Raw genomic sequence first — 14,433 nt, forward strand, 5'->3', positions numbered from 1 at the left:
CGCTGGCGCGGGGAACACGAATCGCTCGGTAACGGTCGTTTGTTGGTTCGCGGTTTATCCCCGCTGGCGCGGGGAACACATTCCCGTTGACGGCGTACCAGTCGCGAACCTCGGTTTATCCCCGCTGGCGCGGGGAACACATCACTGATTTGTCACGCTGCCGCCTGCCGACCGGTTTATCCCCGCTGGCGCGGGGAACACTTTCATGGAAAACTGACGTTCGGCGTTTAATACGGTTTATCCCCGCTGGCGCGGGGAACACCGTTTGAAGGTGAAGTGCGTAAGAACGATGCGCGGTTTATCCCCGCTGGCGCGGGGAACACTTCCGCACAAGCTGAGTACGCATCTACTCCCCCGGTTTATCCCCGCTGGCGCGGGGAACACTGCTAGGTCAGCGTTGATCATCATGCCGACGCCGGTTTATCCCCGCTGGCGCGGGGAACACTGCCGCTTGCCCCCGCAGCTCTGCCAGTTGTGCGGTTTATCCCCGCTGGCGCGGGGAACACTTTTCCGGCAGTTGAGTATTGCCGCCGCCTGACGGTTTATCCCCGCTGGCGCGGGGAACACACTTTCTCAGCACGATCTTTCAGCGTTTCAGACGGTTTATCCCCGCTGGCGCGGGGAACACTGCTGCGAGAAGGCGATCAGCCATTATCTGTACGGTTTATCCCCGCTGGCGCGGGGAACACTCTCACAAAATGTGTCAATGTCCGCAACAACTCGGTTTATCCCCGCTGGCGCGGGGAACACGGAGCCATCTCTTTCAGATCCACAAAGAATTCCGGTTTATCCCCGCTGGCGCGGGGAACACTGACCACATTTACCCCCAGCCAGATAGACGATCGGTTTATCCCCGCTGGCGCGGGGAACACATATTTTTGCCATTCAGCCAGCGCGGCCTGCTCGGTTTATCCCCGCTGGCGCGGGGAACACATTAAAAATCATGAGTGAATTAAATTTTGTTCCGGTTTATCCCCGCTGGCGCGGGGAACACGCCTCGGCGCGTGAGTGTTTTTGTTGCGGGCGCGGTTTATCCCCGCTGGCGCGGGGAACACTGAAATATCCCCGCCCGACGAAATGATTGCGCCGGTTTATCCCCGCTGGCGCGGGGAACACCGCTACTAGCTGTCTTTCTTTTGTGTCCATCGCGGTTTATCCCCGCTGGCGCGGGGAACACTCATCCTCTGACAAATCATTAGGTGATGTGACCGGTTTATCCCCGCTGGCGCGGGGAACACTCGGACGAGAACAATTTAAACCCGGCTGATTCCGGTTTATCCCCGCTGGCGCGGGGAACACAGCCTAATTCAGATGGCACAACATCATTAACCCGGTTTATCCCCGCTGGCGCGGGGAACACGTAGAAGTTTTTCGCCTGCAACGCAACGATAGCGGTTTATCCCCGCTGGCGCGGGGAACACAAATGGCTCCTCATTTTAAATATACGGACCGACGGTTTATCCCCGCTGGCGCGGGGAACACCGGCGCAAGTTGACCATCAAATCGCTCTGTTCCGGTTTATCCCCGCTGGCGCGGGGAACACGATGAATCACAGCGAAGATAATCGCCCGCTGACGGTTTATCCCCGCTGGCGCGGGGAACACCCATGCAGGTATATATCGCACAATTGCTGCGTCGGTTTATCCCCGCTGGCGCGGGGAACACGGCGGCGCGACGGCGGATTAGTCCGCTCATGACGGTTTATCCCCGCTGGCGCGGGGAACACTCAGGTCGAGGTTGCCACTACTGCAGCACAGACGGTTTATCCCCGCTGGCGCGGGGAACACGTAAATCTGAGACTATGTGCAATAGTGCATTGCGGTTTATCCCCGCTGGCGCGGGGAACACACCAACTATTTTTTCCGTGCGCCTGATGGCTTCGGTTTATCCCCGCTGGCGCGGGGAACACTGCTGGCCGATTACATGAATGACGCAGGGTTGCGGTTTATCCCCGCTGGCGCGGGGAACACCTATCTAGCGAGGATTCCCAATCGCTCGTCTTCGGTTTATCCCCGCTGGCGCGGGGAACACTCGCATGTGCCACGTAGGAGTTTGATGGTATCCGGTTTATCCCCGCTGGCGCGGGGAACACTGAATGTCATCAATTATGGCAATACGCTAGACCGGTTTATCCCCGCTGGCGCGGGGAACACTCTAAAATTAGAGTATTGTTTTATAACACTTTTTTCGGCATAAAAAAATCTACCGATTTTTCCATGTTGTTAAAGATCGCTAACTTATTGATTTTCAATAGGTGAAAAAGAGACTAACCGTAGGCCATCCAGATCCACCGGCATTCGGCGGTTTTCGCCCCAGGTTTGGAACTCAAAACCAGATTCCGTATTGGTTGCCCACGCCATCACCACGTTACCCTGCTCTGCCAGTTCGATAATCTGTTGCCAGATCATTTCCCTCACTCGCTGCGAAGTATCCCCGACATAGACACCCGCACGGACTTCCAGTAGCCATACCGCTAACCTGCCGCGTAAACGCGGCGGGACATTTTCCGTCACCACCACAAGCATACTCATTTACCCCTGCCCTCGGTGACCGCTGTCACCAAACGGCTTCGGCTCTGGGATGGCCGGCGGCTGCGCATCGTCCGGCGGAAGCGGCGGCGTAATGCCACCCGCAGACAAGACCTCCTCAATAAGAGGAATCAGTTTACTGAGCGTTTTCTGGCTACGGAAAATATCACGGCAGGCAAGCCGAACCTCGCGATCCGGCTCGGCAGGGTTGCGGGCTGCAATTTCAAAGGCTTTCGCTACCACACCCTCGAATTTGATGATATCGGCAATGTCATAGACAAAAGAAAGCGGTTTGCCGCTGTGGACAAACCCGATCGCTGGCGCATACCCCGCCGCCAGCACGGCCGCTTCCGTAATGCCGTACAGACAGGACGTCGCCGCGCTAATACACTGGTTCACCTTGTCGCCTCGTTCCCAATCTTTCGGATCGTAGCGTCGGCCATTCCATTTCACGCCATACTGCTGCGCCAACAGCGTATACGTTTGGCGCACGCGGGCACCTTCAATCCCCCGCAGTTGTTCAACCGAGCGACGGCTCGGCGCCGGTTCGCCAAAGCGCAGCTCAAACATCTTGCGCACCACTTTCAGGCGCAGTTCCTCATCCAACGCCAGTTTGGCCTGATAAAGCAATTTATCCGACCGCGCACCGCCGGGCTGGCCAGACGCATACAGCCGCACGCCGGCTTCGCCAACCCACACCAGCAGCGTCCCGACCGTCGCCGCCAGTCGCACCGCCGCATGAGAAACCCGCGTCCCCGGTTCCAGCATGATGCAGGCAACCGAGCCGACAGGAATGTGCGTACGCACGCCGGTTTTATCCACCAGCACAAATGCCCCATCAATGACATCGATCTGCCCGTATTGCAGAAAGATGAGTGAAACCCGGTCCTTAAGCGGGATCGGGTTGAGCGGAACATACATCGTTGACTCTCCCTGTAACGGGGCAGGCTACGCCCGTTTCAATAGCAGCAGGCCACACCCCAGTGCTTTGCTTTTTCCTAACCCTTGTCGGGCAGCCGTCGCAAAGCGTTCAGCATCCGTAATGTGAAGCACCCCGTCATAATCCACGCTGCTGAACATAATCGCAGCCGACTGACCGGGCTTGTTCAGGCGATGGCGTTGATAGCCATCCACCCGACACGACGATACCGCAAAGCCCGCATTTTCCCCCTGTCGCACCAACCATTCCCGCGCACGCTGTTGCTGGTGTTGCCACAACGCCACGCCGGATAACCCCGCCGCTTTCGCCTGATGACGCGCATCCATCAACACATCGCTACGTTTGCCGTCCCGCGTCACGACTGGATTCGCACGCAGCGAAAAGGCTAACGCCATGCCGTTATGCCACTGTGGTTGATAGGGTTTGGTTTCCACCTGAAACAGATTGTGATCCGCCTGCGGTGCCTGTTCAGAAAGCAGGTAAAACAGGCTTTTGGTTTCATGCGCCTCTTCGCGGAACAGGAACGAACGCTGAAGCTGTGCAGGGAAAAGCTGCCAGAGCCATTGGTGGCTGGCATAGCCCCCCGCGTGCAGCCGCTTCTCGGCCATCACACGCGGCAACGCATTGAGTTGCAGTGTTATTCTGGAAAAATACATCATTCCTCTCCCTTATCACTGCCAACATATTGCACACGAGAGGCGAACTGCCAGCGCCGTCGATCGGCGGGCTGATCGTTCCGTGAAACACGGTATTGCGCCGTTAGCCCCGTATCGGTTTCCTGTTCCCAGTAGCACACACCCTCGGCACGAGCGATCATCTCTAACGCGAGATCGTTCAGCGCAGGCGTCCGCCTGGCTAACTGCCACACCTCGGCCAACGAACCAGAGAACAAGTGTGGTGCCAGCGGCAGCGCAGGCGGACAGCTTTTACGTCCGAAATAGAGCGTAAACACCGGTGATAGCAGCGCATCCCGCAGCGCACTTAACGAGTAAGGCGCATCCGGCGTGGCGCTAATGGCGATGTGGTAATAGGCATCGCAGCGGTATTCGCGTGAGGTCAACATGGTTTCGAGCGATTGCCCCGCCTCCGGCCGCAGTTCATCACGCCTTGTGTAGCGCGGCACTTTACGGTTTTCTTTCGGCATCTGCACCGTGTGGTAGTCATTCAACCAAGTTTCACGATCGGAAAGCGGCCGTACCGCCACATGGTAATGCTGGTTGAAAACCGTTAGCGCGGCGCGATCGTCACGCCGAATCCCCAACGCAGCCGCCAACAGCCCCAGCAGCGCCGAACGACTGGGTACTGTAGAGGTATGGCGCACCTCACCCACCGCCGCTTCCCCCCACGACACCAGCGGGGCGTAGATCTGGAAGACCAGATAGTTATCCATAACGCGCTCCTACTGGCTGATGAAATCCAGCAACCCTTGCAGCGAGCCACCCTCACTGTCCGCTTCCACGTTCAGTTCATAGGAAGGCACACTGCCGGAAGAGGCGTACACTCGGTCAAATTTGTTTTTTTGCTTACGCAACAGCTCGATAGCGTCATTGACCTGATTATCACTGCGGATGGGTTTGAAAAACGCGACCGACAGGGTACGCGGTTGATCGGTGCTCTTTTCTGCCAACGCATAGGTTGCCAGCGCCCGGCTGGCGAAGCTGTTTTGCTTGCCGCCCGGTGATACGGTCAGCACCGTTTCCGTCAGCGCACGTAGGGTTTTCGCAACCAGTGCGTCGTCGTTATTCAGGTTTTTCAGCAGCAGATCGCGGTTAATGCAGACATAGTGATAGAACAACGCCGAGGCAAAGCCCTGCTCGCCCATGTGCGCCGATCCGTTATCCGCTGCCCTGTTCAGGTCATCCACCGCCGTAAAAAAATCATCTTCGATGGTAACAGCACTTACGCCCAATGCGTGCGCGACCTGACAGGCCGCTTCGACATCGAATTCTGGGCTGGAGGCCAGCATCCGGCCAAACAGCGCGATATCGACACTGGTGGCATCCTTACGCAGCAGTTTTAGCTCCTCGCTATTCGGCTTACGGGATTCCGCGACCAGACGCGCAACCAGTAGGTCGATCAATGCCCTTTCCTGCACGCTGAAGTGGGCAAGCTGTTCGATATCGTATTTTTCCAGTGGCTCTTTACTGCCTTTTTCTTCTTTTTTCAGTTTACCGAACTGCTCAGCCATGTTTTTCGCTGCTTCATCGGCCAGCTTTTCACTCATCCCGCCAGCAATCAGTGCATTGTAGATATCACGCCCAATGCGGCGACTGCGGGTGCCAATATGGCCGCTCATCGCAGACTCAAAAACTTCAGAAGTGCGCCATGCCCGTTTCAGGCTTTGTGAGGACACGCGCAAACGCTCGACGCCACCCACGATGGCGGTTTTCGGACGCCCCGCGTCATCACGGTTCAGGTTAGAAGACGGATAAGCGGTTAAAAAATGAAGCTGGATAAATGTGGTCATCAGTTATTCCTTGTCTGAAGCTGTCGTTGTCGTTGTCGTTGTCGTTGTCGTTGTCGTTGTCGTTGTCGTTGTCGTTGTCGTTGACGTTGCTGTCGTGTCTGGCTCATCGGCGGTGAGGTTTTGTGACGCCTGCGCATATTCGCACGCCCAGCGCACCGCGTTGCGTCGCAAAGGGTGAAGCGTTGGCGCACGGTTTTCCTGCCGCGCCTGCCATTCGTCCGCCCACAGGAAAATGCTGTCCGCCAATGAAGGGAGGTTTACACCGGCCTCTCCGCGTATTTGTACTGCGCGAAAAAGCTGGCGATACAATTCTTCCGGCGTTTGCGCCCGTTGTAGCCGTTCAAAACGCAGGGGGGAAAGGAAAGGACGATCGCCGCCCTGCTTTTCACCTAACTGCGCTGCAAAGCTGGTTTTCAGCATGTTTTTCTCTGCATGTGCCGCAACGGAAACAAAAATCGCCAGTGCCATGATGCGGCTTTCTTTTTCCAGCTGCGCTGCCAGCTTCCCCGCCAGATCGTGATACCCCGGACAAGTCAACACGCCAAAAGGCGGCGCAGCGCGGCGCAACTCTGCCCGACGCGCTCGGCCATTACCCGCAACACTGTGGCGATTTTGTAGCGCCTCGAACCAGTCACTAATCTTTTTCGCGTCATCCTTGTCGATGACCCTAAAATCAGCCGTGTTTGCCATCCACTGCCTCCTGCATTTGTTTAATGGATTCTGCCGCTTTCTGCTTATGAAAAAACGCACTCAGCTTTTTCCGCGTTCCTGCCGCTTTAGCTAGATCACGGTGTTCATCAGGGTTGCTAAACACGCGTGCATCGTAGTTATCCAGCAGGTAACGATAGAGTGATCGTTTCCATGTGTTCAGCGCCGCAGCCGGTGTGTCACCCTGTGTCAGTGAATGGTACAACCGTATAAAATCAGGCTGTGTCTCCTGCCAGAACGCCACATCAATAGCGCTGAAATCCCCTTTTGCGTCTTTCGGACGTGAGAACCAGGCTTCTTTAATCATCTGACGCAGCAGCGTGGCACTGTCTCGCGCAAGTTCCACCGCCAGTTGCAAAGCGTCTTTATATTCACGCAACGTCAGAGGATCATCACGAAAACGGGCGGACGCGAACAGCAACGGGACATGGTGCTCATACCAACAACGTGCCTTCATGTTGTCCATATCGAAACCGAAACACCACAACCCAGAATCTCTACGCAGTTCATCCCGTTTAGCGTTGTGCTGCACCACCGTGGCGGGAAAGGTGCGATTGAGCTTATCTTCCCCGTTGACCAGTAGCCCCAGCCAATCACGGTACGCCAGCCCACCGGGTTGGCCTTTCACCGACAAAAGCGGGGCGTCATCGCCCTTCAATGCCCGACGATAAGGCGTGAGCGGGTGCTGCCAACTGTCGTACTGAATGCCGTAGTTCTTGGTGCGATATTGCGTCAGCAACGTGGTCGATTCCCCGCCGCACAGATCGCACTCACCCGCCTGTAGCGTGGTGAAATCCAGCTCGATGCGGCGTGGCATCCCCCAGTAGGCTTGCAGCCGATGCGCATTTTCCGGCGTCACGGGTGGGTGAGCGCCCTCGCTGGTCGGTGTGGCGGCTAACCAGGGGAACACGGTGGCATCGGGTTTACCCTTGGGCATTACCTCTTGCGTCACCACGTTCATCCAAAGTTTTTTCCACAACGGTAGCCGAGTATCTTCCGGCATCAGCAACGTGGTGATCGGCCCACCGCCGCGCATCCCCGTGCGATGCCCCTGTCCACCGGAGGGCGCATTAGTTTGCAACGTAAACAGCGCCATTGCCGCACAGTGCGGACACACCGCGTTGACCGTACCGCGCTTGATGAAGTGATCTTTGTTCAGTTTGAGTGTATTGCCGCCGGGGGCATCGATCAGCAGGCCGGAAATGGGTGTCGGGTCGCTGTCGAGCGTGGCAAAATCCTGCATAAACGCGGGCTTCTGTGCGCCAAACTGCATCGCCGGTGCCAACACGGCTAACGCCTGCGGGAAATCGTCACCCAGCCCTTCTTCCCAAATTTCACTCCAGTCATCGTCATCAACGGGCGCATAGGCGGTTTGCAGCAGGCCAATAAGAAGCTGATATCCCGCCCCCTGCAAATCGGCGCGCGGCCAGGCGAGATCGATAATCGTGTCGTCGGGGAGTTGCTGCGGGGAAATGTTACCCACCCGACCATCCGAAAAAACGGCGGGTAACCAGGGTTCTTCAATCAATGAAAACATCGTACCTCCTGTGTGCGCCGCATCCCTGCGGCAGGCCAGATTAAGGCTGGTTCTGCGACCTCTTTTTTAACGCATTCAGTCCGCGACGCCAGAGAGATGGCTCACGTTTGTGGCTGAGGGTAGGGGCAATATAGGCAGGATGCGGCGACGGCGGTGCCTCCACCTTGGTTTGGTGAATAGTGATATTCACTGGGATAGTGATAACGGGAATAATGATCAATGTGTACGTTCCTTATGGTCATTGCTTTATCGGGAACACACCATGTAGGATAAAGGTGCCAACCAGTCCATTAAGTGTGTGTTCAGTGCCTTGTGCCTGAACCCACTTTCTGGACTTTCCTTTAGTGGATTCATACAACAAGTAACAATATAGAAGAGATAATAATTTTTAACAAGAGTATTTCGGATGTCCTTCATAAAATTCAGAAAGGGGGCATAAGTGATCAAAACTTATCAATATGCTAAATTTAATGCGCTAGAGTTCCCCGTGCCAACGGGGATAAACCGAGTATCTCGGAAGTGCTTCATACTTCCCCGCGCCAGCGGGGACAAACCGCGAGAAGGTTAATAACGAGTCAGGCCACCGATTTGGTGGCCTGACAGCACTAAGAACGTCGTTCAAGAACCAGATCGACGCCTTCGTTTAACAATTCGTTAATGGACACGCCAGTTGCTTGTGCCGTTATCGCCAGCGCAGCATGACGTTCTGGCGTTAAGCGCGTTGTGACTTTTCCACTGTAGGATTTATAGGGTTCAATACCATCGCGGCGGCATTCATCAAGAAAAATAGCGAGAGAGGTCGCACCCTCTTTTTTCAGCTCATCAACGCTGTAGGCATAAAAATCAGCGCCGCCATTCAAGCCAATGAATTCTCCACGGAACATTTCAATTTCCGAATCAAAAGCAATAACGGCCGTGTGCCCGTCGATAAGAAGTGTGTTAATCATGGTCTTACTCCTAAACTTTCTAACCATATCCGAATGGAGTTAACCGCTCCTTTATCCGTCGTCGGTCTCGGATGTGGTCGATGAAAGATTTTTTTTTCACCTTTCAACGATACCGCAACCCTCGAACCTTCCCTTTCATGAATTTCAGCCCCCAGAGCAATAAAAAGAGATTCTATATCGCTCCATTTTATTGAACTATTAACTGGACGAGAAAACAGATCTGATAGCGTTCTTTGGTGTCGTTTATTCATATCCACATGGTATCACTTTATGACACTACAATACTCTTTTTATAGTGTCGTATTTTGGTGTCAATTCTCAGCCTTTGATGGCATCAACCCCACCTGCTCGCTATAAAACGCATGCGTTTCACCCCGATTCAGCAGCAGAACCTCGGCCTGTGGGCGGTGTAATTGCTGTCGAAACCGCTCCAGCGCGTCATCTTCTAATATCGGTAATCCAGCTTTACGTTTCTGCCACCAGCTTACCCGCACCTGCACACGGCTTTGCTCCCAGGCGAAAGTTTCCGATGCGGCGTAAGGCTGCGGAAATTCACCCTCCTTTTCCGGCTTCCATGCCAGATACAGATCCAGCGTGTCCTCGCCCATCCGCGTGGAAATATCTACCGCATTGCTCCAACCTGTTTCGCTCGACTGCGCACAATAACCGTGTACCAACGCTAACGATGACTGGCTCGCCACCGAACGTTGACCATATCGCTCACCCAGCACCTTATTGGCTATCGCCTCCAGTGCTGGAGGCACTGCGATCTGTTCTTCATACACGCTGTTAATCAACAAGCGTGCCGCTTCCGGCATGGTTATCGCACCACATTCCCGCAAGATCGCCTGCGTGCGCCACAGTACAGCATGATCGGGATAAACATAACCGCTGTTACGCAGTTCATCCCCCAGCCAATCTGCCTCGGCTTCCGGTTGCCAAACCGGAGCCATGATGTGCAGCACCGCCGCCGGGCGCTCATCCATTAGCGGCGCCGTATCCGACTCTGTTTTACGACGTCCGTCGAGAAACCGGATATGCCGCTGTAATCGTCCTGCACGCTGAATCAGCAAGTCGATGGGTGCAAGGTCGCTAATCATGTTATCGACATCAATATCCAACGATTGCTCAACCACCTGCGTAGCAATCAGCACTTTGCCCGCACGGTGTTCCGGCGTACTGTCTTTACCAAACCACGTCAGCGCCTGTTCCTCAATCGCCATACGATCGCAAAAGGCGAAACGGCTGTGGAACAGCAGCACATCTTTCTCTGCTATACCCTCCTCAATGAGCTGACGATAAACGGCAATCGCGTCATCCACCGTATTCCTGATCCAACAGATCGATTGCCCCGCCGTCACGGCGGCCTTCACTCGTTCGATACCCTGCAACCGTTCAGTCAACCAACTTATTTTCACCTCGCGCTGCACTTCTGACCGTGTTTCGAGCGCGGTTTCCCGCAACCCTTCACGCGTTAACTGCGTCAGCCATGGATAAGCTGCATCAGGATCAGGCTGAACCGCCTCACACGCTATTCCCTGAGAAAACGCCCACGTCAGTTTTTCACGCAGGTTAAGCGGCAGCGTCGCGGTAAGGATAATCACACTGCCGCCCTGCTGTGCATGAAAGCCAATCAACCGTTCGATCAGCTTACTCATATAGGCGTCATACGCATGTACTTCATCCAGAATCAGCAATTTGTTCTGTAGCCCCAATACGCGTAACGACTGGTGGCGAAACGGCATTACCGCCATCAACGCCTGATCGAGCGTGCCTACGCCGATATCCGCCAGCAACGCTTTTTTACGTGAGTCGGCAAACCAGATGTTGCAGTCTTTACTGGCGGCGTGTTCTTCCTTGTCGTATTGCATCTGTCCCTGACTGTCCCCTTCCCACAAGGATTGCACAAAGGCTGACGACATATGCCGCGCCCCGTGTGCCAGCATCAATGATGGGTTGTGCTCCGGTGCATATAATGCGCGATAAGCCTTCGCCAGCCGCAGATACATCGCATTCGCCGTTGCCATTGTCGGCAGGCCGACATAAATACCGCACGCTTTTTGCTGCGCCATGAGCCGATGCGCCAGTATCATCGCCGCTTCAGTTTTCCCCGCGCCGGTCACGTCTTCCAGAATGAAAAGCTGCGGCCCGTCAGCGGAAATATCCGCTTCTAGCGCTTGTTGTTGCAGCGGCGTGGGTTGTTGAATAAATGGAAAGATCTGTTGGATAGAATGAAAAGGGGCAGGAGACGGGGTTTGTGGTAAACGCGAGATAACGCTTTCTGCCGTCGGTAGCGCGTGTTCACGCCAGTAAGTTTCAAGCGGCATCGGCGTGCTGCAATAACGGAAATCTTGCTGGCGTGAACCCAGCCAATCCGCCAGTACGGTCAACCCCGCCAGCGCCCAGCTTTGCTGCTTCAGCCGGTTTCGCCATCCCTTATCTGCAAAACAGACTGGGAACGTAGAGGCGTCGGGAAAACACGTTTCCAGATCACGCAGGTAATGCTCTACCGCCAGATAGTCATCACGATGAAAGGCCAGACTACCTTTGCATTCCGCCGCTGGTTTACCATGATGTCCGGTAACAATGTTCAGCCAGATCTCCAGCGTATTTTTTACCACTGACGTGGGCTTTTTCGTCCCTAAAGGAAATAAATTGGGAATGTCATCACGCATCGTCCATAGCCAGAACCCCAGATCGTCATGCCTGTCCCGCCCTGACTGCCCCGAATGCTGGACTAACGGGGAATCAGGGTTGGCATATTTGCCCTGAAAACCTCGGGCAAATTTTCCGATATCGTGCCATGCCAAAAAATACGCAAACCATGCGGCGACATCATCATCGCCCGCTGCCAGTTCACGCAGCACATGGTTAGCCTGAAAATAGTTTCCCTTTAATAATAAATAACCACAGGCCGCCACATCCAAACCGTGATAAGGCAGCAGGTGATAATCATCCCCCTCCAGCATATCTGCCGATTTTTTTGCTTTTCCCCAATACTGGAAGTAGCGTCGGCCGATGATGTCTTCCTTGTCCATAGACTTTACCTGTCAAAGTGACCTTTCCCGACGATATCACGCTGTTGGCGAATTACCTGCTAACGCGACGACGTTCTCTTGCTCTGCGGGAGCTTTCGCGGGTTTCTCTTTTTTCTTTTCCACGTAGGTTAGTTTTTCCTGACTCTGCGCTGGCGGGGTCAGCGGGTGGGATTGGCCGGTGAAGACGCCGCCTTTTTCGATAGAGAGTTCATCGGTGAAAATGTCGCCGAATACTTTTCCCTGCGCCAGAATAGCGACGGCGCTGGCGGCTATGCGTCCTTCTACGCGACCATTGATGACGATCTGCTGTGATTTCATTTCACCGTTAACCTGACCAGTGTGCTCCACTTTAATCGTGTTATCGCACTGCACGTCACCTTCTACTCGGCCTTCCACGGTAATGTTGCCATCCACAGCCAGAGAGCCCGTCATACGCGCGCCCTGAGAAATGAAGGTGTCTTTTTTCACACGCACAGGGTTCACTGAATTAATCAACTCGTTCGATGGACTGATAGCGGGAGAGCTGTTTATTTCACTGCGCTCTTGCGATTCTTTTGCGTCTTTTTTATTTTTATCGAATAAAAACATCGTGTTATTCCTTTTAACAGTATAGAAAAAAGCGATCGTGGCACTTGCGGCGAGTAGGGCAGCCGCTCCCTGACCGTAATATCGAAGGGGAAATTCGCTGTAAATATCAATAAGCCAGACGATAACCAATAAAGCCCATATCGCCCATATTCCCCAGAGCAGGTTGTAATTACGCACGATCAGAACGCCGACTAAATTCAATTTCCAGGGTGGAAATATCAGGAATGGTAATACGAAGCGCTTTACGTCCACCTTCTAGATAGCGTATGTCGATCTGAACGTCAGCACTATCACCGACGTGCTGTTTAACGACAGTTTTTAATTCATCCAACATGTTATCCAAGATTTTATGAGTCATGCCATTCTCTCCTTCTTGGTATCTTCCTTGTGACAGTCACGCAGTACCGCCAAACGACATAAAGGATATCGGGAAAAAAGGTATTTTATTTAGCCCGCGTGTTCAAAAACTCGATCGTGTTCACTTTCCTTTTTCTCCGCCTTCATGTCAAAAAAACATGATTATCCATACACTTAAAATATTCCTGTAACTCACAATCTCTTCCCCAGTTTATTTTCTCCCTGTTATTTTATCCTGTAGACATTTTCATAATGATATTGCTTAGCTAAACCGATTCTTCTATTTTAGCAAACAGTCTAATTCTCGTTGATAAGAGTAACGCTATGGCAAATAGAATTTGGGTCATGGGCGACGCGGTTGTCGATCTCATCCCGGAAGATACGGAACGCTATCTGAAATGCCCTGGCGGCGCGCCCGCCAATGTGGCGGTCGGCATTGCCAGACTGGGAGGAAACAGTGCCTTTATCGGGCGCGTCGGTGACGATGTTTTTGGCCATTTTCTCAAAACGGTGCTGGAACAGGAAAGCGTCGATACCCATCACATGGTGCACGATACACACCACCGCACCTCAACCGTGGTCGTTAGCCTCGATGAAACAGGGGAACGCACCTTCACGTTCATGGTGCGCCCGAGTGCTGATTTGTTTTTACAGCCGGAAGACCTGCCGGTGTTCAACCAGAGAGAATGGCTGCACCTCTGCTCTATCGCACTCTCACAGGAGCCCTCGCGCAGTACCGCCTTTGAAGCGATGCGACAGGTAAAAGCCGCGCGAGGCTGGGTCAGCTTCGACCCGAATATCCGTGACGATCTCTGGCAAAGCGAGCAGGAACTGCGCGACTGCCTGACACAGGCACTGATGCTGGCCGACGTGGTGAAGCTATCGCGTGAAGAACTGGCTTTTCTCTGTTCAGCACCGGATGTTGAAGCGGGGATTCAGCAGTTCATGCAGCGCTACCCTACCCAACTCTTGCTGGTAACGCTGGGCGGTGAAGGCGTCTGGCTGCACGATCGTCACCGGCTACAACACTTTACCGCGCCATCGGTGACCCCTGTCGATACGACGGGGGCGGGGGATGCCTTCGTCGCCGGTTTACTGCATGGTCTGGCGCAGTATGACGATCTGTCACAGCCGCTTAGCTGGGAGCCGATTATCGCGCAGGCGCAGCGGTGCGGCGCACTTGCCACCACGGCAAAAGGCGCAATGACCGCACTTCCCTACGCTCAGCAATTGCACACACTCTCTTAGCCCAGCCCTAATCCCCCTGTTTAATACGGTTACCGCCCGGTTTTGTAGTCAGGATCACAGTTACAGAATCGGGCG

13 protein-coding genes and 1 CRISPR repeat array are annotated in these 14,433 nt (G+C 54.3%); of the genes, 1 reads left to right on the top strand and 12 read right to left on the bottom strand.

Annotated elements, in window-relative coordinates:
* Positions 1 to 50 precede the first annotated feature (50 nt).
* A CRISPR array of direct repeats spans positions 51 to 2,153; the repeat unit is 29 nt; unit sequence CGGTTTATCCCCGCTGGCGCGGGGAACAC.
* Positions 2,154 to 2,237: 84 nt separating this feature from the next.
* The 12 genes from cas2e to H0247_RS14570 form a co-directional block, all read right to left on the bottom strand.
* On the bottom strand, positions 2,238 to 2,531 hold the full coding sequence (cas2e, locus tag H0247_RS14515; RefSeq protein WP_102117148.1) for a type I-E CRISPR-associated endoribonuclease Cas2e: 294 nt from the start codon (positions 2,529 to 2,531) through the stop codon (positions 2,238 to 2,240).
* A complete protein-coding gene (cas1e, locus tag H0247_RS14520; protein WP_180743168.1) occupies positions 2,532 to 3,449 on the bottom strand; it encodes a type I-E CRISPR-associated endonuclease Cas1e in 918 nt (305 codons plus the stop codon).
* 27 nt (positions 3,450 to 3,476) lie between these two features.
* Positions 3,477 to 4,124 carry a type I-E CRISPR-associated protein Cas6/Cse3/CasE gene (cas6e, locus tag H0247_RS14525; protein WP_180743214.1) on the bottom strand — a complete coding sequence of 216 codons (648 nt, stop codon included), beginning with the start codon at positions 4,122 to 4,124 and terminating at the stop codon, positions 3,477 to 3,479.
* Complete coding sequence (gene cas5e, locus H0247_RS14530) at positions 4,124 to 4,858, bottom strand: type I-E CRISPR-associated protein Cas5/CasD (RefSeq protein ID WP_180743169.1); 735 nt, start codon at positions 4,856 to 4,858, stop codon at positions 4,124 to 4,126. The genes cas6e and cas5e overlap by 1 nt, the downstream gene beginning before the upstream one ends.
* Before the next feature lie 9 nt (positions 4,859 to 4,867).
* Complete coding sequence (gene cas7e, locus H0247_RS14535) at positions 4,868 to 5,935, bottom strand: type I-E CRISPR-associated protein Cas7/Cse4/CasC (protein WP_180743170.1); 1,068 nt, start codon at positions 5,933 to 5,935, stop codon at positions 4,868 to 4,870.
* Between the two features lie 3 nt (positions 5,936 to 5,938).
* Entirely contained in the window at positions 5,939 to 6,625 is a 687-nt protein-coding gene (gene casB / locus H0247_RS14540) for a type I-E CRISPR-associated protein Cse2/CasB (RefSeq protein ID WP_255433985.1), read from the bottom strand.
* Entirely contained in the window at positions 6,609 to 8,180 is a 1,572-nt protein-coding gene (casA, locus tag H0247_RS14545; protein WP_180743171.1) for a type I-E CRISPR-associated protein Cse1/CasA, read from the bottom strand. The genes casB and casA overlap by 17 nt, the downstream gene beginning before the upstream one ends.
* Before the next feature lie 605 nt (positions 8,181 to 8,785).
* Positions 8,786 to 9,127 (bottom strand): type II toxin-antitoxin system HicB family antitoxin, encoded by a 342-nt coding sequence (locus H0247_RS14550; RefSeq protein ID WP_180743172.1) that lies wholly within the window; start codon positions 9,125 to 9,127, stop codon positions 8,786 to 8,788.
* Positions 9,124 to 9,378 (bottom strand): type II toxin-antitoxin system HicA family toxin, encoded by a 255-nt coding sequence (locus H0247_RS14555; RefSeq protein WP_180743215.1) that lies wholly within the window; start codon positions 9,376 to 9,378, stop codon positions 9,124 to 9,126. The genes H0247_RS14550 and H0247_RS14555 overlap by 4 nt, the downstream gene beginning before the upstream one ends.
* 60 nt (positions 9,379 to 9,438) lie before the next feature.
* Positions 9,439 to 12,165 carry a CRISPR-associated helicase Cas3' gene (gene cas3, locus H0247_RS14560; RefSeq protein WP_180743173.1) on the bottom strand — a complete coding sequence of 909 codons (2,727 nt, stop codon included), beginning with the start codon at positions 12,163 to 12,165 and terminating at the stop codon, positions 9,439 to 9,441.
* Positions 12,166 to 12,201: 36 nt separating this feature from the next.
* Positions 12,202 to 12,753 carry a polymer-forming cytoskeletal protein gene (locus H0247_RS14565; RefSeq protein ID WP_180743174.1) on the bottom strand — a complete coding sequence of 184 codons (552 nt, stop codon included), beginning with the start codon at positions 12,751 to 12,753 and terminating at the stop codon, positions 12,202 to 12,204.
* Between the two features lie 169 nt (positions 12,754 to 12,922).
* On the bottom strand, positions 12,923 to 13,111 hold the full coding sequence (locus H0247_RS14570; RefSeq protein ID WP_180743175.1) for a hypothetical protein: 189 nt from the start codon (positions 13,109 to 13,111) through the stop codon (positions 12,923 to 12,925).
* Between the two features lie 323 nt (positions 13,112 to 13,434).
* Here H0247_RS14570 and H0247_RS14575 point away from each other — a divergent pair, with 323 nt between their 5' ends.
* Entirely contained in the window at positions 13,435 to 14,358 is a 924-nt protein-coding gene (locus H0247_RS14575; RefSeq protein ID WP_180743176.1) for an aminoimidazole riboside kinase, read from the top strand.
* The last annotated feature ends 75 nt before the right edge of the window (positions 14,359 to 14,433 follow it).

This window comes from Pectobacterium sp. CFBP8739 (assembly GCF_013449375.1).
Classification (GTDB): domain Bacteria; phylum Pseudomonadota; class Gammaproteobacteria; order Enterobacterales; family Enterobacteriaceae; genus Pectobacterium.

Bases quoted from the DNA above. Each gene is read 5' to 3' on its own strand.
- cas2e (WP_102117148.1), bottom strand. From the start codon at position 2,531: ATGAGTATGCTTGTGGTGGTGACGGAAAATGTCCCGCCGCGTTTACGC.
- cas1e (WP_180743168.1), bottom strand. From the start codon at position 3,449: ATGTATGTTCCGCTCAACCCGATCCCGCTTAAGGACCGGGTTTCACTC.
- cas6e (WP_180743214.1), bottom strand. From the start codon at position 4,124: ATGTATTTTTCCAGAATAACACTGCAACTCAATGCGTTGCCGCGTGTG.
- cas5e (WP_180743169.1), bottom strand. From the start codon at position 4,858: ATGGATAACTATCTGGTCTTCCAGATCTACGCCCCGCTGGTGTCGTGG.
- cas7e (WP_180743170.1), bottom strand. From the start codon at position 5,935: ATGACCACATTTATCCAGCTTCATTTTTTAACCGCTTATCCGTCTTCT.
- casB (WP_255433985.1), bottom strand. From the start codon at position 6,625: ATGGCAAACACGGCTGATTTTAGGGTCATCGACAAGGATGACGCGAAA.
- casA (WP_180743171.1), bottom strand. From the start codon at position 8,180: ATGTTTTCATTGATTGAAGAACCCTGGTTACCCGCCGTTTTTTCGGAT.
- H0247_RS14550 (WP_180743172.1), bottom strand. From the start codon at position 9,127: ATGATTAACACACTTCTTATCGACGGGCACACGGCCGTTATTGCTTTT.
- H0247_RS14555 (WP_180743215.1), bottom strand. From the start codon at position 9,378: ATGAATAAACGACACCAAAGAACGCTATCAGATCTGTTTTCTCGTCCA.
- cas3 (WP_180743173.1), bottom strand. From the start codon at position 12,165: ATGGACAAGGAAGACATCATCGGCCGACGCTACTTCCAGTATTGGGGA.
- H0247_RS14565 (WP_180743174.1), bottom strand. From the start codon at position 12,753: ATGTTTTTATTCGATAAAAATAAAAAAGACGCAAAAGAATCGCAAGAG.
- H0247_RS14570 (WP_180743175.1), bottom strand. From the start codon at position 13,111: ATGACTCATAAAATCTTGGATAACATGTTGGATGAATTAAAAACTGTC.
- H0247_RS14575 (WP_180743176.1), top strand. From the start codon at position 13,435: ATGGCAAATAGAATTTGGGTCATGGGCGACGCGGTTGTCGATCTCATC.